At 39.5% G+C, this 22,898-nt stretch carries 23 protein-coding genes; 12 read left to right on the top strand and 11 right to left on the bottom strand.

Annotation, left to right across the window (positions count from 1 at the left end):
* Positions 1-8: 8 nt before the first annotated feature.
* From fimV to truA, 3 genes are read left to right on the top strand one after another with little or no spacing between them, the layout of a single operon-like run.
* Positions 9-1,274: a T4P machinery localization factor FimV gene (gene fimV, locus ACINWC141_RS16790; RefSeq protein WP_009392997.1), complete on the top strand. Its 1,266-nt coding sequence runs from the start codon at positions 9-11 to the stop codon at positions 1,272-1,274.
* Positions 1,275-1,333: 59 nt separating this feature from the next.
* Positions 1,334-2,305 (top strand): asparaginase, encoded by a 972-nt coding sequence (locus ACINWC141_RS16785; protein ID WP_034679001.1) that lies wholly within the window; start codon positions 1,334-1,336, stop codon positions 2,303-2,305.
* 14 nt (positions 2,306-2,319) lie between these two features.
* Complete coding sequence (truA, locus tag ACINWC141_RS16780; protein ID WP_009393235.1) at positions 2,320-3,117, top strand: tRNA pseudouridine(38-40) synthase TruA; 798 nt, start codon at positions 2,320-2,322, stop codon at positions 3,115-3,117.
* A 22-nt stretch (positions 3,118-3,139) separates the two neighbouring features.
* Here the strand turns inward: truA and ACINWC141_RS16775 are convergent, their stop codons facing one another.
* Entirely contained in the window at positions 3,140-4,150 is a 1,011-nt protein-coding gene (locus ACINWC141_RS16775) for an AraC family transcriptional regulator (protein WP_009393102.1), read from the bottom strand.
* Positions 4,151-4,413: 263 nt separating this feature from the next.
* On the opposite strand from ACINWC141_RS16775, the gene infA reads away from it, so the two are divergent.
* Complete coding sequence (gene infA / locus ACINWC141_RS16770) at positions 4,414-4,635, top strand: translation initiation factor IF-1 (protein ID WP_001284370.1); 222 nt, start codon at positions 4,414-4,416, stop codon at positions 4,633-4,635.
* Positions 4,636-4,686: 51 nt separating this feature from the next.
* Here infA and ACINWC141_RS16765 read toward each other — a convergent pair whose 3' ends face one another.
* Positions 4,687-5,058: a lysozyme inhibitor LprI family protein gene (locus tag ACINWC141_RS16765; RefSeq protein ID WP_009393093.1), complete on the bottom strand. Its 372-nt coding sequence runs from the start codon at positions 5,056-5,058 to the stop codon at positions 4,687-4,689.
* Positions 5,059-5,231: 173 nt separating this feature from the next.
* Here ACINWC141_RS16765 and ACINWC141_RS16760 point away from each other — a divergent pair, with 173 nt between their 5' ends.
* Positions 5,232-5,639 (top strand): hypothetical protein, encoded by a 408-nt coding sequence (locus tag ACINWC141_RS16760; RefSeq protein WP_009393023.1) that lies wholly within the window; start codon positions 5,232-5,234, stop codon positions 5,637-5,639.
* 53 nt (positions 5,640-5,692) lie between these two features.
* Here the strand turns inward: ACINWC141_RS16760 and leuB are convergent, their stop codons facing one another.
* The 4 genes from leuB to leuC all read right to left on the bottom strand — a co-directional run bounded on the left by leuB (position 5,693) and on the right by leuC (position 9,592).
* Positions 5,693-6,772: a 3-isopropylmalate dehydrogenase gene (leuB, locus tag ACINWC141_RS16755; protein WP_009393245.1), complete on the bottom strand. Its 1,080-nt coding sequence runs from the start codon at positions 6,770-6,772 to the stop codon at positions 5,693-5,695.
* Positions 6,773-6,810: 38 nt separating this feature from the next.
* On the bottom strand, positions 6,811-7,395 hold the full coding sequence (locus ACINWC141_RS16750) for a hypothetical protein (RefSeq protein WP_009393104.1): 585 nt from the start codon (positions 7,393-7,395) through the stop codon (positions 6,811-6,813).
* A 112-nt stretch (positions 7,396-7,507) separates the two neighbouring features.
* Complete coding sequence (leuD, locus tag ACINWC141_RS16745) at positions 7,508-8,155, bottom strand: 3-isopropylmalate dehydratase small subunit (protein WP_003654711.1); 648 nt, start codon at positions 8,153-8,155, stop codon at positions 7,508-7,510.
* 18 nt (positions 8,156-8,173) lie between these two features.
* Complete coding sequence (leuC, locus tag ACINWC141_RS16740; RefSeq protein WP_009393195.1) at positions 8,174-9,592, bottom strand: 3-isopropylmalate dehydratase large subunit; 1,419 nt, start codon at positions 9,590-9,592, stop codon at positions 8,174-8,176.
* Positions 9,593-9,829: 237 nt separating this feature from the next.
* Here leuC and ACINWC141_RS16735 point away from each other — a divergent pair, with 237 nt between their 5' ends.
* Positions 9,830-10,084, top strand: coding sequence for a DUF2061 domain-containing protein (locus tag ACINWC141_RS16735; protein WP_171061984.1), 255 nt, complete (start codon positions 9,830-9,832; stop codon positions 10,082-10,084).
* Positions 10,085-10,199: 115 nt separating this feature from the next.
* Entirely contained in the window at positions 10,200-11,060 is an 861-nt protein-coding gene (locus tag ACINWC141_RS16730; protein WP_009393236.1) for a LysR family transcriptional regulator, read from the top strand.
* Positions 11,061-11,072: 12 nt separating this feature from the next.
* Here ACINWC141_RS16730 and ACINWC141_RS16725 read toward each other — a convergent pair whose 3' ends face one another.
* Together ACINWC141_RS16725 and ACINWC141_RS16720 are read right to left on the bottom strand one after the other, a co-directional pair.
* A complete protein-coding gene (locus ACINWC141_RS16725; RefSeq protein ID WP_009393147.1) occupies positions 11,073-11,324 on the bottom strand; it encodes a hypothetical protein in 252 nt (83 codons plus the stop codon).
* An 81-nt stretch (positions 11,325-11,405) separates the two neighbouring features.
* Complete coding sequence (locus tag ACINWC141_RS16720) at positions 11,406-12,065, bottom strand: HAD family hydrolase (RefSeq protein ID WP_009393222.1); 660 nt, start codon at positions 12,063-12,065, stop codon at positions 11,406-11,408.
* Positions 12,066-12,247: 182 nt separating this feature from the next.
* On the opposite strand from ACINWC141_RS16720, the gene ACINWC141_RS16715 reads away from it, so the two are divergent.
* The 3 genes from ACINWC141_RS16715 (at position 12,248) to katG (ending at position 17,789) form a co-directional block, all read left to right on the top strand.
* Positions 12,248-12,733 (top strand): RNA pyrophosphohydrolase, encoded by a 486-nt coding sequence (locus tag ACINWC141_RS16715; RefSeq protein WP_004794866.1) that lies wholly within the window; start codon positions 12,248-12,250, stop codon positions 12,731-12,733.
* A gap of 85 nt (positions 12,734-12,818) precedes the next feature.
* Positions 12,819-15,113 (top strand): phosphoenolpyruvate--protein phosphotransferase, encoded by a 2,295-nt coding sequence (gene ptsP / locus ACINWC141_RS16710; RefSeq protein ID WP_034678987.1) that lies wholly within the window; start codon positions 12,819-12,821, stop codon positions 15,111-15,113.
* A 519-nt stretch (positions 15,114-15,632) separates the two neighbouring features.
* Complete coding sequence (gene katG, locus ACINWC141_RS16705; RefSeq protein ID WP_009393058.1) at positions 15,633-17,789, top strand: catalase/peroxidase HPI; 2,157 nt, start codon at positions 15,633-15,635, stop codon at positions 17,787-17,789.
* A gap of 73 nt (positions 17,790-17,862) precedes the next feature.
* Here katG and ACINWC141_RS16700 read toward each other — a convergent pair whose 3' ends face one another.
* The gene (locus tag ACINWC141_RS16700) at positions 17,863-18,915 is read right to left on the bottom strand and encodes an MBL fold metallo-hydrolase (protein ID WP_009393234.1); all 1,053 of its coding nucleotides are present in this window, start codon (positions 18,913-18,915) and stop codon (positions 17,863-17,865) included.
* A 657-nt stretch (positions 18,916-19,572) separates the two neighbouring features.
* Here ACINWC141_RS16700 and hcaR point away from each other — a divergent pair.
* Together hcaR and ACINWC141_RS16690 are read left to right on the top strand one after the other, a co-directional pair.
* A complete protein-coding gene (gene hcaR, locus ACINWC141_RS16695; RefSeq protein ID WP_009393054.1) occupies positions 19,573-20,478 on the top strand; it encodes a DNA-binding transcriptional regulator HcaR in 906 nt (301 codons plus the stop codon).
* 269 nt (positions 20,479-20,747) lie between these two features.
* Positions 20,748-21,425 carry a DUF1345 domain-containing protein gene (locus ACINWC141_RS16690; protein ID WP_009392975.1) on the top strand — a complete coding sequence of 226 codons (678 nt, stop codon included), beginning with the start codon at positions 20,748-20,750 and terminating at the stop codon, positions 21,423-21,425.
* A gap of 58 nt (positions 21,426-21,483) precedes the next feature.
* Here ACINWC141_RS16690 and ACINWC141_RS16685 read toward each other — a convergent pair whose 3' ends face one another.
* Both ACINWC141_RS16685 and ACINWC141_RS16680 read right to left on the bottom strand, forming a co-directional pair.
* On the bottom strand, positions 21,484-22,089 hold the full coding sequence (locus ACINWC141_RS16685; RefSeq protein WP_009393026.1) for a glutathione S-transferase family protein: 606 nt from the start codon (positions 22,087-22,089) through the stop codon (positions 21,484-21,486).
* Between the two features lie 49 nt (positions 22,090-22,138).
* On the bottom strand, positions 22,139-22,831 hold the full coding sequence (locus ACINWC141_RS16680; RefSeq protein WP_009393201.1) for a helix-turn-helix transcriptional regulator: 693 nt from the start codon (positions 22,829-22,831) through the stop codon (positions 22,139-22,141).
* Between the last annotated feature and the right edge of the window lie 67 nt (positions 22,832-22,898).

Raw genomic sequence — 22,898 nt, 5'->3', positions numbered from 1 at the left:
GGAAAGTAATGTTATATGTGATTCCGTTCATCATATTACTCGTGGTCGCTGTCATTTTAAAAAAACGTGAGAATAGCCAGAAACAAGAGGCCACTTCCCCGAAAACGGTAAATAGAAAAAACAATAAAAAAACGAACTCTAAATCGAGTAAAAACTCTCGAGAAAAAAGTAAAATAAATGTGGTAGAAGAAACACTTCCATCGATTCCACAAAGCAACCCTGTTCCAGAAGCTGTACGTCAAAAAATCCAACAGCTCATTCAAGAAAAACAATATTCAGCTGCTGAAGCTCAAGTGAATCAGGCGTTAAAAAAAGATAATACACAACATGAGCTTTATTTATTATTGCTTGAAGTTCATATTGCACAAAAAGATGAATTTGCTATAACCCAACTGATTAGTCATATTCGAAGTCTAGCACTCAATGAAATAGTGAATCAGGCGGAAGCCAGACAAAAAGAATATGAGTCGTCAAGACAACCAGATGCTATCGATTTTCCTCAAGTTCAAACATACGAAGAACCAAAAGACTCACCTGACACAACAGCTCAGTTTGACCAGTTAACAACAAATTCTTCTGACGCATCTTTTGATGACTTGCAACAAGGCTATACACCTGTAAAACAAGAAACTGCTGTTGAAGTTGAACCTTTAGAGTTTAACTTTTCATTTGAGCAAACCAAGACTACAGAAAGTACCAACCAACCCACACAGAAATCAGAGTTAGCACCATCTCAAGAAAAAAATGATTTGGCTGACTTAGAGTTTTCTTTTGACTTGGCGCCTTTGGATGAATCTGAGGAAAAATATCAGACAGCTGCAATACCAGCAGATCAAGAGAACAACACCAATGCTTTGGATTTTAATCTTGAATTAACCCATGAAAATCCAGAAGTAAAATCTAATGAACAGATCTCATCATTAGATGAACTTAAATTGGTAGAACAAGCTCCATTAGAGTCGAATTCAATCACCTCTATTGAATTTTCGTTAGATGAGCCTGCGTTAGTTACAGCACCAGAGATTGAAACTCAAAACCATGTAGATTTAGTAGGCGAAGTAACTACCCCAGATCAAACTAAAGATCCCCTTCTAGAAGCTTTTCCAGAATTAAAACAGTTAGATGAAAATGAACTTGATCTAAAACTAGCTGAGCAATACATCAAGTTAGGTGCTTACCCAGCAGCTCACGCCTTATTGGCAAGTAATGAGCAAAAATTCAACACAGAACAACAACAACGTGCGAAAAACCTACTTAATCACATAGCTTCTTAGAACTGTTCGATTTACCATAAGCAGTCAGTGATGACTGCTTTTTTATGCCTGCAAAAAATATGAAAAAAATAGCCTTATTTTATATGGGTGGTACTTTTGGTTGCATCGGTGAACCTTTAGCTCCTATGCCTTATGACCAATTCTTACCTCAACTTGAAAAAGTGATTCCCCCCCACTTAACAGTTGACTGCTTTGCTGCGCCCAATATTGTTGATAGCAGTGCATGTACGGCGCCTGACTGGTTACGCCTGATTCAACGTATACAACAACTACAACTTGAAGGTTATCAGCATTTCGTTGTTATTCATGGTACAGACACGCTCAGTTATGCGGCTGCAACCTTAGCCCGCTTTTTGGGTCAAAGCTGTCATATTGTGATTACTGGTAGCCAATATCCATTACTTAATATTCAAGGTGATAATACCCGTGAATTTACTGATGCGATTGAGAACTTATATCTTGCATTAGAACAAGTGATTGCCCTACCTGTAGGCGCTTATCTCGCATTCCATCATCAAGTATTCCATGCACAAACTGCATTAAAAACTCATACGACTGAACTTGATGCTTTTTCTGGTCTTAAAGCTGAGTCTGAATTTACACCTCAGCAAAATGAATTGATTGTGCAAGATACGCAAATCGAGCGTGCAGCATCTTTTCAAATTTTGAATTGGATGATGCAACCTATTGCAACCGCTCAAATGGTTCAACAATTACGAAACTTGCTACCAGCCCCACCTCAATTCTTAGTATTACAAGGTTTTGGTACAGGTAATATTGCAGTAAACCAAGAACTACTTGCCACATTAGATGAGCTCTATGCACATGGCTGCGTTCCGATTCTAACAACTCAGGTGACATTTGGTGGTATTGATCAGCGCTATGCAATTAGTGCATGGGCCAAAACTGCAAAAATTGTCATTAGTGATGCACATAGTCATGCAGATCTCTATGCAAAAGCGCTTCAAATCTATTTAAAATACTCAACCCCAGAACAGTGGCTCAGCCATTGGAACGAAAATTTGCATTAAATAGAGGTAAAACCATGCAACGTTATGCAGTCGGTATTGAATTTAGCGGAGTTCAATATCGAGGTTGGCAAACACAACAGCCAGGCGTTGCCAGCGTACAAGAAACTATTGAACGTGTGCTTAGCAAAGTCGCAAATGAACCCATAGCACTTCATGGTGCTGGTCGTACCGATGCAGGAGTACATGCAACCAATATGGTGGCACACTTCGACACGCACGCCATTCGTCCAGAAACAGGATGGTTAAGAGGGGCAAATAGCCAGCTACCTAAAGACATTTCCATTCAGTGGATTAAGCTGATGGATGAAAGTTTTCATGCCCGCTTTAAAGCGACTGCTCGACGTTACCGCTATGTTATATATAACACGCCTCATCGCCCTGCACTCTTGCATAAACAAGTTACTCACGTTTACCAAAAGTTAGATGTGAAAAAGATGATCGAAGCGGCAAGTAAATTTGAAGGCACTCATAACTTTGAAAGCTTCCGCGCAGCAGCTTGCCAATCAAATCAGCCTGTACGACATGTAAAACATTGCCGTTTATTTGAACATGGACGCTATTTGGTTTTAGATATTGAAGCAGATGGTTTTCTACACCATATGGTTCGCAACATTGTTGGTTGTTTACTCGAAATTGGTCAAGGTATGTATGAAATTGATCATATCGATACAATGTTTGCTGCACAGGATCGTAAGGCCGCAGGAATAACCGCCCCACCCGACGGTCTTTATTTTATTCAGTGTAATTATCCCGAGCAGTTTGATTTACCACAGCCCCCGCTTGGGCCACATTGGCTAAACTTACCTGAGTAAGCTTAGCCAGCGCTCTATATTTCTATCGATGTTGTTTACGCTTACGGTACTCAACTGGTGTCTCATTCGTCCAACGCTTAAATGCACGATAGAACGTACTCGGTTCAGAGAAGCCTGTTAAATACACAATTCGTTCAACACTCTCGTTGGTATTGGCCAAAAGTTTTTTAGCCAAACGGCAGCGATAATCTGACAAAATTTGCTGAAAACTGGTATTAGCTTCACTTAACTGAGTACGTAAGCGACGCGGGGTAATATTCAACTGAGCCGCAACCGTTTCCAAGGTGGTTTCTCCACTTTCCAGCGTTGAACCAATCGCACGGCGAACTTCACCCACTAAATCATAACGAGCCAGTTCTTGTAACTTTTCAATTGCAAGCTGCTCATGCAACTGCAATAACTCAGGCTCTGCTTGCCAAAGCTGAAAATCTAAAATAGCTGCATCAAAATATAAACGTGTCTCTTTTTGACCTAAACTGACCGGGCAGCCAAATACGCGGAAATATTCATCCTCAGAGGCCCCTTCGCTAAAATTGAAATCGATGAAGATCGGATGAAATTGCCCTTCGGTAATGAACTTAAAAAATCTCAATATGCCCGAAATTGCACATTCCGAAAAATGTCGATTAACAAGATTATCTGCACCAATCTGTTCGCCATTGGTTAAATAACAACGCCCTTCCTCAATGACAAGTTTTGCATCAAATGCATCACTAATCAGTCGTTGATATGCCAAGGCCCGTTTTAAGCCCTCGCCAAAGGTTTCACTACTAATAAATAGATGTTCGATGACCTGACCGCGGTACAAAGGCAAATGCTCGCCTAAATGCAGACCGATATCTGGATCTTTACTGACTTCCTGAGCGGCAGTCCAAAAGGCGTACTGTGCACTTAACGGTGTACGTGCATTCGTATCAACCTGATTTAAAGCAACTCCCGCTTTGGTTAATATTTCTTCTGTTGGCAAACCCGCACGACGAATCGCTTGGTAGCCAAAGCGTAATACAACTGATGCATCTGTTAGCTGACCCACGCAGTGCCCTTCCATGTAGATACTTCACTGATATTTAGGGCTGTTGACCTTTACGCAATTAACAGTCCCTAATAACTATGATTTTAGATTAGCGTTGATTGACCAAACTGACAACAGAATTACTCTTCTTTTGTGAAAAAAATTACATCTTTTTTTATTAGTCATACTTTAACCAGATGCTTGAGTAGAAGCGTGTCTATCTTGTTTTTTTTAAAAAAATTGACTATAATTTGCGCCTTTCCAATTTGATCATCAGGTAGGCTATGGCCAATAAAGAGGAACTCATTGAGTTCGAAGGCGTTGTCACCGAAACGCTTCCTAATACGATGTTCCGTGTACGTCTTGAAAACGGTCACGAAGTTATTGCACACATTTCTGGTAAAATGCGTAAACATTATATTCGTATTCTTACTGGCGACAGTGTAAAAGTCGAAATGACTCCATATGACCTCACTAAAGGTCGTATTACGTACCGTGCTCGCTAATTAGTGAATGCAAAAAAGCCACTTCATGATGTGGCTTTTTTATTGCGTTGTTTATTCACTTAAGCGACTGGTTTTACATCCCACCGTTTGGCATTCACGCAATCTTTCTTGCAGCCAATGGTTTCTTTCTTGCGTTGTCTGTAAACGACATTGCACGTCTACGCTATTTCTATTTGAATCTGTACAATCTGCATCACGTTGACGTATCCATGCAAGCTGAGACTTCTTAAGAATATTTTTCTGCGTGGTATTCAACTTTACTCGCAATGCTTGATAATTCTTATTCAGATCTGCATCTGCACTCGCATAAATTTTATTTGTACAGTAAATATCATCGTAAGTATTTCGGGCACTATCACAGTTATCGGCATAGACGACAGTCATTCCAAAGCTGCATAAAAATGCAAAAGCAATTTTTCTCATCGTATTTTCCCTTAGTTTTCTACAAAATTATTATTAGGACGGTTTGAGTGTAAGTATAAGTCTAAAGGTAAGTTCACCTTTCATTTATCATAAACTTCCTTTTTTACTTTACAAGATTGTAAATACAACCTATTGTTCTTTAATAATAAATATAATTTTTTATTGAGATAAAAATGAATATAGATACCCGATTACCCATTGGCCTACTCTGTTTAATCGTCATGAATATGAGCGCTTGTACTAGCCATCCACGCCAATCGGTAGATTTACAAGAATATTTAAAAAGCTTTCTAGGCAAATCCTCTGCAACCATTCAGCAAGATATCAATCTACGTAGTCTGGGTTTTCAAGTTTCTAGTGCCCCACAGAAAACATCTAATCAACTCATTTATACGATTTTGCGTCCATTAAACATTCCGATTCCGATGGTGACTAATGTCGACATGAGAGGGAATTCTGTCGCTATACAGTCAGGTAATCTGAGTGGCAATTCTTACGATGTGAATTTCAACTGCAAAGTTATTTTTCAGCTTAAGAATGATATTGCCGAGTCTATTCAATATGAAGGCAAAGCTTGTTAAAACATAAGCACAAAAAAACGCAGCGTTGAGCTGCGTTTTTTTATAAGAACCTTTTAAGCAAGAGCAGCTACAACTGCTTCACCCATCTCGGCTGTACCAACTTTTGTCATGCCTTCAGACATAATATCTGCTGTACGCAAGCCTTGATCAAGCACTTGACCTACTGCATCTTCAATTGCTTTTGCAGCAGCTTCTTCGCGGAAGGTATAACGAAGCATCATTGCAACAGAAAGAATTGTTGCTAATGGGTTGGCCACATTTCGACCTGCGATATCAGGTGCAGAACCATGGCAAGGCTCATACATACCTTTGCCATTTTCATCTAACGATGCAGATGGCAACATGCCGATTGAACCTGTAAGCATTGCTGCTTCATCAGATAAGATATCGCCAAATAAGTTACCCGTTACGATCACGTCAAACTGTTTAGGTGCACGTACAAGTTGCATTGCAGCATTGTCGACATACATATGTGAAAGCTGAATGTTTGAATAACTTGCTTGCTGCAAATCAGTCACTGTTTGCTTCCAAAGTTCTGTAACTTCTAAAACGTTGGCTTTATCGACTGAACAAACTTTACCACCACGTAAACCTGCAAGCTCAAAAGCCACTTTTGCAATGCGCTTAATTTCACTTTCAGAATAAACGTCTGTGTTATAGCCTTGTTTTTCACCGTTTTCGAGTTCACGAATACCACGTGGCTGACCGAAATAGATACCGCCAGTCAATTCACGAACAATTAAAATATCTAAGCCAGCAACAATTTCAGGTTTTAAGCTAGAAGCATCTGCTAATTGCGGATAAAGAATGGCTGGACGCAAGTTAGCAAACAAGTTAAGTTCACTACGAATTTTTAAAAGACCACGTTCAGGGCGAATAGAGCGCTCAATGGTGTCCCATTTTGGTCCGCCTACCGCACCTAATAAAATTGCATCTGCTTTTTTTGCTTGTTCACTCGTTACAGCTGGATATGGTTCACCGTGTGCATCAATTGCAGCGCCGCCCAATAGGCCATGTTCCCAAGTCAACGATAAATTAAATTTTTCATTTACTGTATTTAATACTTTTTCTGCTGCCCCAACAATTTCAGGACCAATACCATCACCAGCTAAAATTAAAATCTGTTTAGACATGAACTTTTTCCATTTTCCAAAAACAAGCAGCGTTATGATTACCGCGATGTTAGTTTTTTCTGTTCAAGGAACTCGCCTAGCCCTGTTGTTACATCAAATGGTCGACAAAAACGGCGAATTACACGCCCATCCTGATCTAAATCGACACATAATGGATCTGGTACAGAAACATTGAGCAAACTACCCGAACGGTTAGATTTGTCTCGGTACATTTTAAATGTATAGCGATGGTTGGCATTAAACTGGTGAATCACATGAAATGTTTCTGCCCGATCTGGAGAAATCGGATAGAAACGGATCACCACTTCATATTGTTTAGCAGGCACAGATAAATATAAACTGTTGGTCTGGCCAAGCACTGAACCGTGCAACCGTACAATTCCTTGATGAATTGCCTGATTACTAATTCGTCGTGTTTGCGCATCCACTACAGTAATATCATTTAGTCGTTCAAATTCACAACTCTTCGCGCCCGAACAATATATTACTGCATTCTGCCCCAAATTTTCTTGTTCAGCCTGCTTAATACGGACAGTATCCACTACATTGTACGTGCTCTGACAAGCACTGAGTGTTATTGCGCACAGGCTCAACAAAAAGCTATGAGTAACGTTCCTCTTCATTGTTCAAGCCCAATCCTCATCTAGTGCATAATTTTAAGGTGTTTTTATGCTTTAGCATGTTAGCAAGAGTTTGAACACTACGCCATGGCTATGTTTAAAATGTACCAAAAGGTTAATTTAACTCTTGGAATACCCAAGGACGAACCTGTTTAGTTTTTTCTTCATAAGCACGAATTGCATCAGCATTTTGAAGAGTTAAACCAATATCATCTAAGCCATTTAACAAACAATGCTTGCGAAATGGGTCAACTTCAAATTTAAAAGCTTCCCCTGTTGGCGTACGTACTTCCTGAGCAGCTAAATCAATTGTTAATTGATATCCTTCATTTGCCGCACATTCTTTAAATAATTGATCAACAATTTCTTCTGACAAAATGACTGGTAACATGCCATTTTTAAAACAGTTATTAAAGAAAATATCAGCAAAGCTTGGTGCAATAACAGTACGGAAACCGTATTCATTTAATGCCCAAGGCGCATGCTCACGGCTTGAACCACAACCAAAGTTAGTACGAGCAATTAAAACATTTGCGCCTTGATAACGTGGCTGGTTCAAAACGAAATCCGGATTTTTAGGACGTACTGAATTATCTTGTCCCGGATAGCCTTCATCTAAATAACGAAGTTCATCAAATAAGTTATCGCCAAAACCAGTACGTTTGATTGATTTCAAAAACTGTTTTGGGATAATTAAATCTGTATCAACATTGGCACGATCTAATGGTGCAACGATACCTTGTTCAACTGTATAAGCTTTCATGGTTTGCTCCAGACCGAATTAAAATGAACGAACGTCAACAAAGTGACCTGCGATTGCAGCCGCTGCCGCCATTGCCGGGCTCACCAGATGAGTGCGACCACCATTGCCTTGACGACCTTCGAAGTTACGGTTAGACGTCGATGCACAGTGTTCGCCCGGTTGTAACTTATCTGCATTCATTGCTAAACACATTGAACAACCCGGTTCACGCCATTCAAAACCAGCTTCCAAGAAGATTTTATCCAATCCTTCTTTTTCTGCCTGTTGTTTCACTAAACCTGAACCCGGAACAATCATGGCTTGCTTAATGCTAGAGGCTACTTTACGGCCTTTAACCACCTCAGCCGCAGCACGAATATCTTCAATACGAGAATTAGTGCAAGAACCAATAAAGACACGGTCAAGTTGAATATCAGCTAATGCTTGACCTGCATTTAAGCCCATATATTGATAAGCACGCGTCCAGTCATTACGTTGAACGTCATCTTTCGCCTGTTCTAAAGTTGGTACAGCTTCTGTGACCGGAATAACCATCTCAGGTGAAGTTCCCCAAGATACTTGTGGCTCGATCTCTGCGCCATTTAATTCAACGACTGCATCAAACACAGCATCTTCATCTGAATGCAAAGTGGCCCAGTAAGCAACAGCTTGTTCCCATTGCTCGCCTTTTGGTGCGTAGCTACGACCTTTCACGTATTCAACAGTTTTGTCATCAACAGCAACCATACCAACACGAGCACCCGCTTCAATCGCCATGTTACATACCGTCATACGCCCTTCAATCGACATATCACGGAAAACTTGACCACCAAACTCGATTGCATAGCCTGTGCCGCCAGCAGTACCAATTTTAGCAATAATGGCCAACACCACATCTTTTGGTGTTACGCCTTTGCCTAATACGCCATCTACACGCACTAACATGTTTTTAGATTTTTTCTGGATCAAACATTGTGTTGCTAACACATGTTCAACTTCAGATGTTCCAATACCATGCGCCAAGCAACCGAAAGCACCGTGAGTCGCTGTATGTGAATCACCACATACGACTGTCATGCCCGGTAAAGTTAAGCCCTGTTCAGGTCCAACGACATGCACAATACCCTGACGGATATCATTAATGCTGAATTCAACAATATTAAAAGCTTTACAGTTGTCATCTAAGGTTTGAACTTGAATACGAGACGTATCATCTTCAATACCGGCGATACCTTGATCACGTTCTTTTTTAGACGTTGGAACGTTATGGTCCGGTGTAGCAACATTTGCACTTAAACGCCATGGTTGACGACCCGCAAGTTGCAAACCTTCAAATGCTTGTGGACTGGTCACTTCATGCAATAAATGACGGTCAATATAAAGTAAACATGAGCCATCATCACGCTGTGAAACAACATGGTCATCCCACAATTTGTCATATAAAGTTTTGCCTGCCATGTCGTCTTGCTCCATTGGACTGGGTAATTCTAATCTTTCTTCGATTATAGCCAGAGTTTCACATAAATCTAATTTATCATTTTTATAAATTATAAAACTTTTTGGAATAAATTATAATTCCTTTGAGGTACCACAAATTTAATAAATCGTTTTTGTTAATGATTATCATTTGCATAATCAATTTTTAATCTTATACTCTCATCTCTATACTAAAAATATCTAAAGTGGCTAAAGAGAATGAACATGGCTAATATTCAAAAATTCGTTATAAATAATCAACGTACATTAAAGAAAACCTTCAGCTATTACATTATGCATATTAGTGTAGCAATGATAGTTGCATACTTTGTAACAGGTAATATATGGATGGCTTTAACCTTAAGTATGCTTGAACCAACCGTACAAGCTTTTGCTTTTTTCTTCCATGAAAAAGTATGGGCTGCTAAAGATCGCCGCGTATCAGCTTTAGCCGAAAAAGAAACAACGGCTTAGGCTAAGATTAGGGCGGTAATTCACAACTTTCTCACTCGTTTTGCTGCAAGCATGATACGATTTTGGCTTGGCAACTTTAGCCTCTCGATTTTTCTATTCCAAGTTGAGTTGTATTATGAATCTTGCAGCCTTTGAAGCTTTTGTAAAAGTTATGGAAACAGGGTCTATCTCTGTGGCTGCAGATCAATTATTTATTACTCAGCCGGCTGTTACCAAGCGAATTCACAGCTTAGAAGAATATTTTGGTGTAAAACTATTTGAGTCCGCAGGCCGAGGTGTGCAGGCAACTCATGCTGCACATTCATTATTACCAAAAGTTAAAAACTGGCTCAATGAGCTGGGCGATATCCATCACACCCTCAGCCATGAACAAACTCAGATACAAGGTCGTTTAAAAATTGGAACCAGTCATCATATTGGCTTGCACCATCTACCCGCCCCCCTTAAACACTTTGTTCAGCAATTTCCACAGGTCACTTTAGATGTGCATTTTGTTGACTCAGAACAAGCACATGAAAAAGTGCTGGCTGGTGATTTAGAGTTAGCATTTTTAACACTTCCCCCTTCAGGTGATGAGCGTCTTAACTACATTACCATTTGGAATGATCCTTTAGTTTTTGTTGCTGCCCCATTTCATCCACTTGCACAAAAAAAGAATCTCAGCTTACAAGACCTCATTGAATACCCAAGCTTGTTACCCGCTGCACAAACTTACACTGCTCAAATCACATTAGCCGAGTTTGAAAAACAAGGGCTTAAACCAAAAATCACCATGAGTAATAACCCTCTTGAGTCTATTCGCATGTTGGTGTCGATTGGTTTAGGTTGGTCAGTTTTACCAAAAACTCTGCTAAATCAAGATATGCAGCAACTTGATTTAGATGTAGAAATGAATCGACAATTAGGTATGGTATGGCATCCTGCACGTACTCAATCTAGAGCAATGCAAGAACTAATTAAAATGATGCAGGAATAAGGAATAATTCTATTAATGGTTATATTTTTTAAAAAGAATATAAATTAGAACTGCAAAAGGCAGCAGTAAAAATAGTATGCCCCAACCAAAGAAAATCGCGGCAACAACAATGCCGATCAAAGTACCTGAAAATAATAGAAAAATAATGTAAATAAAGAGTTCACCAAGGAGCGTGATGAAACCGTCAATTAGCTGCCCAACAAATTCTTCAAGAAGATTGCCGCTTCGGGTCTTCTTTTCTTCAGCCTCATTCTGATTATCCATCATATCCTCACCCATCATCACGACCGAGTTAAATCGCCCTTACTCTCAATGCAGCAAAAGCGATTCAAATCCTGAGGAATATCATGCCTGTGAAATTGACCAGTCCTGAATCTCCCAATTATTTTCTTGAGCCAGTTTTTCAAGACGATCATCAGGATTTACTGCAATCGCATGAGTTGCATATTCAAGTAAAAAACGATCGTTGATTGAATCTGAATAAGCCCAAGATTCAGATACGCTACGACCTTCCAACCAACCCTCTAGACGTGCAAGTTTGCCCTTTTGGTAACACGCTAAACCAGCCACTTTACCTGTATATTTCCCCTCAGCAACTTCAGCATTGGTTGCCAAAATTTCTGTAATTCCAAATTCACGGAAAATTGGCGCAGTAATAAAATCGCTTGTTGCTGTAATACCGACAATTGTATGACCTAAATCTTGATGTTTTTTGATTGCATCAAAACCTTTTGGACGCATTTGTGGACGAATCACTTTTTGCATGAACAACTGGTGAAGTTCAGTTAAGTAATTATTGTCGTGCTTTGTTAAAAATCCAAAGACAAATTCATTATAAGCATATGGGTCAAGTTGTCCTGCTTTGTAATCTTCATAAAATTTATCATTCATCTGACGATGATGAACCGGATCAACCAAACCTTCATTGACTAAAAATTCACCCCACGAGTGGTCTGAATCGGTATTTAACAAGGTATGGTCTAAATCAAACAACGCCAGTTTCATGAAAATTCTCGTTTAAACTGAAATTTAAGAAAAAAAATGTAAATCTATCTCCGCTAGTCGATAGAAATTCGTTAAGATCGTAGCAATTTAAACATTTTACTTTGATCTTTTCGAGCTGGACATAAAAAAGTGTTTGTCCCCGCGATTAAAGTCAACGATATAGACAATATTTAGGTAGCCAAATGATCGATTCAGAAGGTTTCCGACCGAATGTCGGGATCATTTTGGCAAACGATGATGGACAGGTTTTATGGGCAAAGCGCATTGGTCACAATGCTTGGCAGTTTCCACAAGGAGGCATTCAGTTTGGAGAAACCCCTGAACAGGCACTTTTTCGAGAACTGAGAGAAGAAATCGGCTTATTGCCCGAACATGTCCAGATTATTGCGCAAACCAAAGGATGGCTGCGTTATCGTTTGCCACATCGGTACATTCGGTCAGACTCTGACCCCGTATGTATCGGACAGAAACAAAAATGGTTTTTACTGAAGTTAACTGCGCATGCAAAAAATATTCAGTTAAACCTCTCCGACCCACCCGAGTTCGATGAGTGGCAGTGGGTTAGCTATTGGTATCCTCTTGGACAAGTGGTGAACTTCAAGCGTGATGTTTATCGCAAAGCCATGGTGGAGTTGTGTACACAGTTGCCGATGCAACAATTACCCTAAAAATCATTTATCTAGCAAATGATTTTTGTTAAAAGTGCTGTTATAAATACATTCATAGTCTAAAAAAATACTGGAGTATACATCCATGTCAAACATGCAACTCGACACTCTACGGCGCATTGTCCAAGAGGTTAATGCGTCCGTCAGTTTGCATGAATCGTTAGACATTATGGTCAATCAGGTTGCTGAGGCCATGAAAGTGGATGTTTGCTCTATTTATTTGCTCGATGAACGAAATCAGCGCTATGTCTTGATGGCTTCAAAAGGCTTAAATCCTGAGTCTGTCGGTCATGTTTCACTGCAATTAGGTGAAGGCTTGGTGGGTCTGGTGGGTCAACGAGAAGAAATTGTTAACCTGGACAATGCACCAAAACATGAGCGTTTCTTGTATTTACCTGAAACAGGCGAAGAAATTTACAACTCATTCCTTGGCGTTCCTGTCATGTACCGCCGTAAGGTTATGGGTGTTTTGGTTGTCCAAAACAAACTTCCTCAAGATTTTAGCGAAGCTGCCGAGTCTTTTTTAGTTACGCTGTGTGCCCAGCTTTCTGGTGTTATTGCCCACGCACACGCAGTTGGAAATATTGATGTATTTCGTAAACCAAGTAATGGCCCTGCCTATAAAACCTTTCAAGGCGCTTCAGGTGCAGGTGGGGTTGCTTTAGGTCGCGCTATTATTTTATATCCTCCTGCCGATTTGGGTTCTGTACCCGACCGCGAAGCAGAAGATATTAGCGATGAACTCCGTATTTTAGATCAAGCCATTTCATCAGTTCGTTCAGAGATTCGCTCTCTAGATGAAAAAATGCATGATTCTTTAATGGCAGAAGAACGCGCTTTATTTAGTGTTTTCTTAAGAATGCTAGATGAAAATGCGTTACCGGCCGAAATTAAAGAACTCATTCGTGATGGGCACTGGGCACAAGGTGCAGTACGTCGTGTCATTGAAAAGCACACTGCCCTATTTGCACAAATGGAAGATGACTATCTTCGTGAGCGGGTTTCTGATCTTAAAGATTTAGGACGCCGTATTTTAGCTTCTTTACAAGAAGAAGATTCTAGCCACCGCGAGCTGAGTCCAGACAGTATTTTAATTGGCGAAGAAATTAGTACTGCGGCACTCGTAGAACTACCTGTAGACAATATTGCAGCAATTGTAACCTCAGAAGGTGCAGCCAACTCACATATGGTGATTGTTGCCCGGGCATTAGGTATCCCAACAGTGGTTGGTGTAACTGAACTGCCTGTGAATACCCTTGATGATGCAGAAATGATCGTGGATGCCTATCAGGGCCGTGTTTTTGTAAATCCTCCACGTCGCTTACGCCAACGTTATAAAGAAATTCAAAAAGAAGATGAACAGATCGCAAAAGATCTCAAGCAATATGAGACAAGAGAAGCAATTACTCCAGATGGTGTATCTGTTCAGCTTTATGTGAATACGGGTCTCATGATTGATGTCGTGCGCGGAGTACAACGCGGCGCACAAGGTGTGGGTTTATATCGAAGCGAAATTCCATTCATGTTACGGGAACGTTTCCCCGGTGAAGAAGAGCAGCGTGCAATCTATCGTCAGCAGTTAAGCCATTTTGCCAATAAACCTGTGGTGATGCGAACTCTAGATATTGGGGCCGATAAAGACTTGCCTTACTTCAGTATTGAAGAAGAAAACTCGGCATTAGGATGGCGTGGTATCCGTTTTACGCTTGACCATCCAGAGATCTTTTCGGCGCAAATTCGCGCAATGCTCAAAGCCAGTATTGGTTTAAATAACTTGCATATTCTATTGCCAATGGTCACAACCGTAAGTGAAGTCGAAGAAGTACTTTATTTACTTGAGCGTGACTGGATTGCAGTGCAAGAGGAAGAACAAGTTAAAATTACCAAACCGAAAATCGGGATTATGGTTGAGGTGCCAAGCGTATTGCTACAAATTGATGAGTTTGCCGAACTTGTCGATTTCTTCTCTGTTGGTTCGAACGACTTAACCCAATACTTACTCGCGGTTGACCGTAATAATCCACATGTGGCAAACGTTTACTCGCATTTCCATCCCTCTATTCTACGTGCTTTAACACGCTTGGTTAAAGAATGTCATGAACACAAAAAACCAATCAGTATTTGTGGTGAAATGGCAGGTGATCCATTATCGGCAATCTTGCTCATGGCAATGGGCTTTAATACCCTTTCGATGAGTTCGAGTAACATTTTGCGAGTACGAAAAGCAATTTGTCATGTACCAATGACAGATGCACAAAAATTACTTGATGATGTTATGAAAATGAATAATCCACTCATTGTGAAAAGCTGGCTCGAGTACTATTTTAAAACTCACGGCTTAGCAGACATGGTCAAATCAAATCGAATTGTAAATGTTTAATATCTAATAAAAAAGGAGAGCAATGCTCTCCTTTTTTATTTCAAATAACTTAATAAGACTAAATATATAAATTTCTTTCCATTCTTGTTCACCTTGCTTTTTTAAACAAAAATACAATCGGTTTTTTAAATCAATATTGACAATTTAATCCATTTGAAAAATAAAACTTCTACTTTTACTATGTTTAAAGAGCGTTATTAAAAGATCTTACGTTGTTCCAGCAATTGAAGAGGTAATTCTATGCATCATTATTTACAGCCTTCAGCTTATTTTTCCTTTTGTTTTTTAACCTTCATCCAGTAAATTGGAGGAATAACAATTAAAGGAATCTGATGCATTATTGAATAAAAATGATGGGCCAACATCTTAGTGAAAAGAATTTTTTAAACGGTTTCTCTCACCATTTGTTTACTCATTTCTTTATTTGATAAACATGAGTTTTTAACCCAGAAGTCCAGGAAAATGAGCCCTATTACTTTATCAAGAGCTCAATAATTATTACCCAGAGAGAATATAACCATGTCAGACGAATCAAAATGTCCTTTTTCAGGCCATAAATCAAAACCAGAGGTAACGGTCGGTGGTGGCACGCCTAGTTTACATTGGTGGCCAAAACAATTACGCGTTGACTTACTGAATCAGCATTCAGAACGTTCTAATCCACTCGGTAAAGATTTTGATTACCGTAAAGAATTTAACAAACTCGACTACTATGCCCTCAAAGCGGATATCAAAAATGTATTAACCGATTCTCAAGATTGGTGGCCAGCCGATTGGGGAAATTACACAGGCTTATTTATTCGATTAGCATGGCATGCTGCTGGTACATATCGTATGGGCGATGGCCGCGGTGGTGCTGGTCGCGGTCAACAACGTTTTGCACCATTAAATAGTTGGCCTGACAATGCGAGCTTAGATAAAGCACGCCGTTTGCTATGGCCAGTTAAACAGAAATACGGTCAAAAAATATCGTGGGCTGATTTATTTATTCTTGCCGGTAACATTGCGCTTGAGTCTTCTGGTTTTCGTACCTTTGGTTTTGGTGCAGGTCGTGAAGATGTCTGGGAACCAGACAACGATGTAAACTGGGGTGATGAAAAAGAATGGTTAGCTCATCGAAATTCTGAAGCATTAGAAGGCAGCAACCTCGCTGCAACCGAAATGGGTCTAATTTATGTAAACCCTGAAGGCCCTCAAGCCAGTGGTGACCCAAAATCGGCTGCGCCGTTCATTCGCGCGACTTTCGGCAACATGGCAATGGATGACGAAGAAATTGTTGCTTTGATTGCAGGCGGTCATACTTTAGGTAAAACCCACGGTGCTGGCTCTGCTGACCATGTGCAGGCTGATCCTGAGGGAGCGTCAATTGAACAAATGGGCCTTGGCTGGTCAAACAGTTTCGGTACTGGTGTTGGTAAAGACGCGATCACTTCTGGCTTAGAAGTGATTTGGTCACAGACTCCAACACAATGGAGCAACTACTTCTTTGAAAACCTTTTCAAATACGAGTGGGTACAAGAACGTTCACCTGCTGGTGCAATTCAATGGGTAGCAGCAGATGCTGAAGCGATCATCCCTGATCCGTTCGACCCATCAATCAAACGTAAACCAACAATGCTGACTACAGATTTGACCTTACGTTTTGATCCTGAGTTTGAAAAGATCTCTCGTCGTTTCCTTAACGATCCACAAGCCTTTGCCAATGCTTTTGCTCGCGCTTGGTTTAAATTAACTCACCGCGATATGGGACCAAAAGCACGTTATTTAGGACCAGAAGTTCCTGCTGAAGATTTAATTTGGCAAGATCCATTACCTGCTGCTAGCGCTGCACCATCGGCTGCAAGCATTGCTGATGCAAAAGCAAAAATTGTTGCACTAGGGCTATCTGCTGGCGAGTTGGTTTCTCTTGGGTGGGCTTCAGCGTCAACTTTCCGTGGGGGAGACAAGCGTGGTGGCGCAAACGGCGCACGTATTGCTTTATCACCGCAACGTGATTGGGAAGTCAACCAAAAAGCTGTTGAAACTTTAACTAAAATTGAAGAAATCAAAGCCTCAACTCAACTGTCATTAGCTGACTTAATTGTGTTAGCAGGTAACGTTGGTGTAGAGCAAGCTGCTCAAGCGGCAGGTTTCAATATTAGCGTTCCATTTGCCGCAGGTCGTGTTGATGCATTACAAAGTCAAACTGATGTCGAATCTTTCCAATTACTTCTCGGCCTTGCCGATGGTTTTAGAAACTGGAAAAAAGACGGCGTCGGCGTATCAACTGAGGCATTATTAATTGATAAAGCACAGCAACTGACTTTGACTGCACCTGAGTTAACCGCATTGGTTGGTGGTTTACGTGTTCTAGGCACTAACTGGGATGGTTCACAACACGGTGTATTCACTCAGCGAGTTGGTGTACTCAGCACAGACTTCTTTACGAACTTACTCGACATGTCTACTGTATGGGCACCTGTTGATTCCTCAGGTGAAGTATTTGAAGGCAAAGACCGTAAAACAGGCACAGTAAAATTTACCGCAACACGTAATGATTTAGTGTTCGGTTCAAACTCAATCTTGCGTGCACTTGTAGAAGTTTATGCTCAGGAAGATGGTAAAGAAAAATTTGTTCAAGACTTTGTCGCAGCATGGACTAAAGTTATGAATCTTGATCGTTTTGACTTAGCTTAATTTTAGTCAAAATAATAAAAAGCCAGTTCAAATTGAACTGGCTTTTTTAACTTAAATATAAAATGATGCACTTTTACACGGTCAATTTATGCCCTTCTCGAATGCAATAAAAAGGATTCGCAAGTTTCGATGAAGCTTTAATTGCTTGCCCTAGAGCATGCTCTGGATCTTCTCGGTCTTCATCAGTCAACTGAAAAGTTCGATAATGAATCGCAACAGAACGATGAGCCTGTAAATCGAAGTGCGCATGTAGCGCATCTTGTGGATTCATATGTACATAACTCATCAGTTCACGTGGTTCATAAGCCCCGATTGGAAGTAAGGCAACCCTTGGCGCACCATAACGTGCATGAATTTGCTTAAAATGACCTGCATAACCTGTGTCACCCGCAAAGAAACAATGACCAGTTTTAGCAACAACCGAAAAGCCGCCCCAGAGTGCTTTATTCTGGTCACGTAGACCACGACCTGAGCCATGCTGTGCAGGCGTATAGATTATTCTTAATTCATGATAGGGAATTTCTTGCCACCAATCCATCTCAATCACATGAAACTCTTTTGGTAAATAAAAGCCATTCCCGAGTCCAGTATAAATCGGCATTGCGAATTTTTTATGTAGCCACTCAAGTGTAGCCAAATCCATATGATCATAATGATTATGGCTGAGTAGAACACCATGAATAGTCGGTAATTGTTCTAGCGCAAAACCTGCCGGACACACACGTCGTGGACCACGGCCATGTGAAGGGCTTGCATAATCACACCATACTGGATCTGTAATAAAGTTATAAGGGCCGATCTGAATCAATACGGTTGCATGACCAACAAACCAAACTTGCCAATCATCTATATCTGCCTGAGGTCGATTTTGGGGTAGTGTCACAGCCGTATTTACACGAGCATCATATTCATTTTGAATATCCACTTTCCATGTAAAAGACTCGCGTGTGACTAACCAACGCAATAGCTCTTTTGAGCCACGAGCAGGTAATTTAGGTTGTTGATTATAAAAACGTGTATCCGTTTCACGCCCTGACTCGGGATGATAAAAAGGAGGTTTTATCCATGTATGCGTCCAACAGGACTGAGTCGGCAATTGATATGTTAATGTCGGCTTGTCTTTCATGGGCTTTTCTATGTTTTAGCATCGGCAGAATGGATGTGTTCAGGTTTCTATCTTAACGATTAAAACAAATTAAGCTATGGCACTTACACTTATTTATCATATAAATATCCCTTTTATTGTGGTCACAGCCAACATAATTTGAATTAGATTGCCATAAAAAATACATAGATGTGTTGGGTTTATGCTTCGATAATTACGATTCTTATTAAGAGCACTTGTATAACATAACAATAATAAGTCACGTGAAGTTGTCAGCGAGTTACTCTGCCCTACCTTGATAGGCCGTACTTTTCTAATTTAAAATCTTTTAACAGCTGAGGAAACAAAATATTTAGTAACAATTAAATTTGATTCAGTCTGACACGATTTATATTTTATAACTTTAATTTATTCTTCTTCATTTTTGCATAATATGAGAATTACCCACATGAATATTTAAAACATTTAAATTTTTCTTTGATTAAGTAAAAATAATGTATTTAAATTCTAATAATTAATATATTTTATGAATTACTAGAACTTATAATTCTATATTAAATGTTTAATGAAAATTAAAATTCCATTTATTTTATAAATACCTAAAGTACCTTCACGCTATATCCCTTTATGCTTTATACTTCACATAAATCATAGTAAGACATTTTTTGGATTAGTCTTATGGAACTACGCCACCTCCGATATTTCATTACCGTTGCTGAAGAATTAAATTTTAGTAAAGCCGCTCTTAAACTTTTTACCGCACAGCCCTCTCTTAGCCAACAGATTAAAGATTTAGAAGAAGATGTTGGTGTACGACTTTTAAATCGCACGAAACGTAAAGTTGAGTTAACCGAAGAAGGTGAAGTGTTTTTAGAACATGCTCGCCTAACTCTTGCTCAAGCTGAAAAAGCAGTTGCTATGGCACGACAAGTTTCTAAAGCCAAACAGCAACAGTTGCGTATCGGTTTTGTCCCCATCGCAGAAATGAAAATTTTCCCTTACGTTCTTCCTAATCTACGACTACAACACCCCGATCTCATCATTGAATTATCTAACTTAAACAATACTGAACAACTTAAAGCTTTAAAAAAAGGTGAGTTAGATATTACCTTTACTCGAGAAAACACGGATAGCGATGATATCCAAAGCCAATTTGTTTTAACTGAACCTCTGATTTTTTTACTTCCTAAAAATCATCCACTTACTCAATATGACCGCATTCCTGTCTACGCTTTACACGGCGTTGATTTTATTATTCCCGCTGCCGAGCAGTCACAAACATTACATAACACGATTTTAGACTTTGCCAAAACACACAATATTGACCTGAACATTGTTCAAAAAGCGGATAGCATGTTGTTTAACATTAACTCTCTTGGCTCTGGATTAGGTTGTACAATTTTACCCGCCTATGTTGCACCTTTAGGAATCAAAAACACTGTAGTTCGCCCGCTCGATATCGAATTACCAACACTCGATTTATTCGTAAATTACCGTAAAAATTCACAGTCTTTAGGTGTTCAAAAGTTTATTGATCAACTCACTAAAGTGTTTCATCTGGATAAAAATTTAAATCAAGCATAATTGGGAAAACTATATTTTTATTTTTAAGCATATGATTAATAAGAGCACTTTTATAAAAAGTATAAGTAAATATTATTTTTATTTATTTTATACTTTTTATAAACAGTTTAGTCCGCGATTTTGCTCTATTTTACTTACAAGGTAAAAGAAAATATTTCTTAAATATAAATGAAAATCTTGAAATAAAATCTATATAAAACTAGATATTATTTTCACCATTCAATAAAAAATAATATATTTACCACGTAGTAAAAGGAGATTAGGAAAAAATGGTTGCAGTATTTCAACATCTTGGACGTAGTGTACTAAACCGCCCTCATTTCTTTATTGCTTTATTCATAGGATTTATTACAGCAGGTATTCTGACATGGTTAACTTCTTGGAAATGGTCAACTATTTTATTAGTTAGCTGGAATACCTCCATTAGTATATATTTACTACATGTCTGGCAGCTCATGAAAAGTGCTGATCATTCACAAATGCAACAGCAAGCTAAAAAACAAGATGAAAGCAAATGGGTCATTATGCTGATTGTTTTATTGGCCTTAGCCATGTCCTTAGTTGCTATTTTAATACAGCTTTCCCAACTTCCTTCTGATCATTCTGCCAAGTTAGGCCATGTGGCTTTAGCTTTACTTACCATTGTTTCTGCATGGCTTTTTATGCATACCGTTTTTGCCCTGCATTACGCACATGATTTCTATATGGCTTTGTCTAGAAATGAAGAAAGTGGTGGTTTAGATTTCCCTGGCACAGAACATCCGACTTACCCCGACTTTTTATATTTTAGTTATATTATTGGTACTTCTGCTCAAACTGCCGATGTTTCGATTACCACCAAACACATGCGTCTTTTAAACTTATTTCACGCAGTGTTGTCTTTTGGGTTTAATACCACAATTTTAGCGATCTGTATTAACGTTGCTGCTGGCTTTCTTACCAACTAAATTTTTTTATTTACCGAATAAAAAAGCCATCCTTTTGGATGACTTTTTACTTAAAAGTTTAGCTGGAGAAAACTGCACCTAGTGTTTGCAAACTTTTACGTTGTTTGATGTTTTCCACATAGCGAGTAATGACAGGATGGGATTCAATCATACCCATTTTCAATTGCCATAAAAGCATTGCTCCAACGCTTACATCAGCAGCAGTAAATTGCTCACCACATACATACGGGTTTGCTTCACTAAGCCCTTGCACTAAAGCTTGGTAAGCATCGTTGTAATCGCCATAGCCAACAAACATTTTTTGCTCAGGTGATACTTCTATTCCAAGGGCTTTATCAACACCCGCAGCTTCCCATGGGCCTGCCATCACAAATAACCAGCGATAGTACAAACCACGTTTTGGCTCACCTAGTGCAGGAGCCAATCCCTTGTCAAAAAATTTATCAGCCAGATAAGCACAGATTGCGCCTAGCTCATAAATCACAACATCGCCATCCACCAATACAGGCACTTTTCCAAAAGGGTTAATTTTTAAATATTCTGGTGATTTCATTTCGGTTCTGTATGCAACTTCAATACGCTCACATTCAACACCTAATTCGGCTAAAAGCCAGTCGATCACAACACCACGTGACTCTTTGTTAGTATAAAGTTTAAGGCTCATTTTTATGGCTCCTTGTTTATCGTGGGTTCTAGTCTACAAAACCTCTTTGTCAGTTTTTGTCAGTAGTCTGCGACTCTTGTGCCCACCACTGCTGAAATAATTGTTGCTTAAATGATGGGTATATTTCTTGGCTTAAACTCAGCTGTTGAATACGATCTATTCTAAAATGTCGAAAATCTTGTCTGAGTTCACACCATGCGGCCAACACAATTTTGTCATTAAAATATCCCAAGGCAAAAGGCCACAAAGTTCGAACACTACTCCGTTGCTGCTCATCAAGATAATGCATCGAAATTTTGACTTGCTGCCGAATAGCTAAACGCACCTGTTCGACTTGATTTTCATCCACAGGCAACCATGTATTAAACGCTCTTAAGGTCGTTTGCTGTAACAAATATTGGCGATGTTCAGGTAAAACAGAATTCAATTTAGCTAATAGAGATGTAGATGCCGATTGTAACGATTGATCTGGCACACTTTTCAACCAATACAATGCTAAGAAAATAGCTTCGACTTCATTTTCATTGAGTGTCATTGGTGGTAATAGAATATCTTCTTTAAGCTGAAAACCTATACCTGCCGATGCCTCAATTACTACTCCCTGCTCACGTAAGCTATCGATATCTCGGTAGACACTTCGTACGCTTATTCCCATACGCTCAGCAAGAACTTGCGCCGTGATTGGATAACGCGCTTCACGAAGCTGTTGCAAAAGGTTTAATAGACGAATAGAACGACTCATTTTTCTCTTCTTATTGTTATTTAAATTCAAATAAGGGGGAATTATATCCCCCTCGTGCTGCTTTAAA

The sequence above is a fragment of the Acinetobacter sp. WC-141 genome (genome assembly GCF_000313935.1).
In the GTDB taxonomy this organism is placed as follows: domain Bacteria; phylum Pseudomonadota; class Gammaproteobacteria; order Pseudomonadales; family Moraxellaceae; genus Acinetobacter.
The sequence above is the reverse complement of the archived record's forward strand: the minus strand, read 5'-3'. Positions and strand labels throughout refer to the sequence as shown.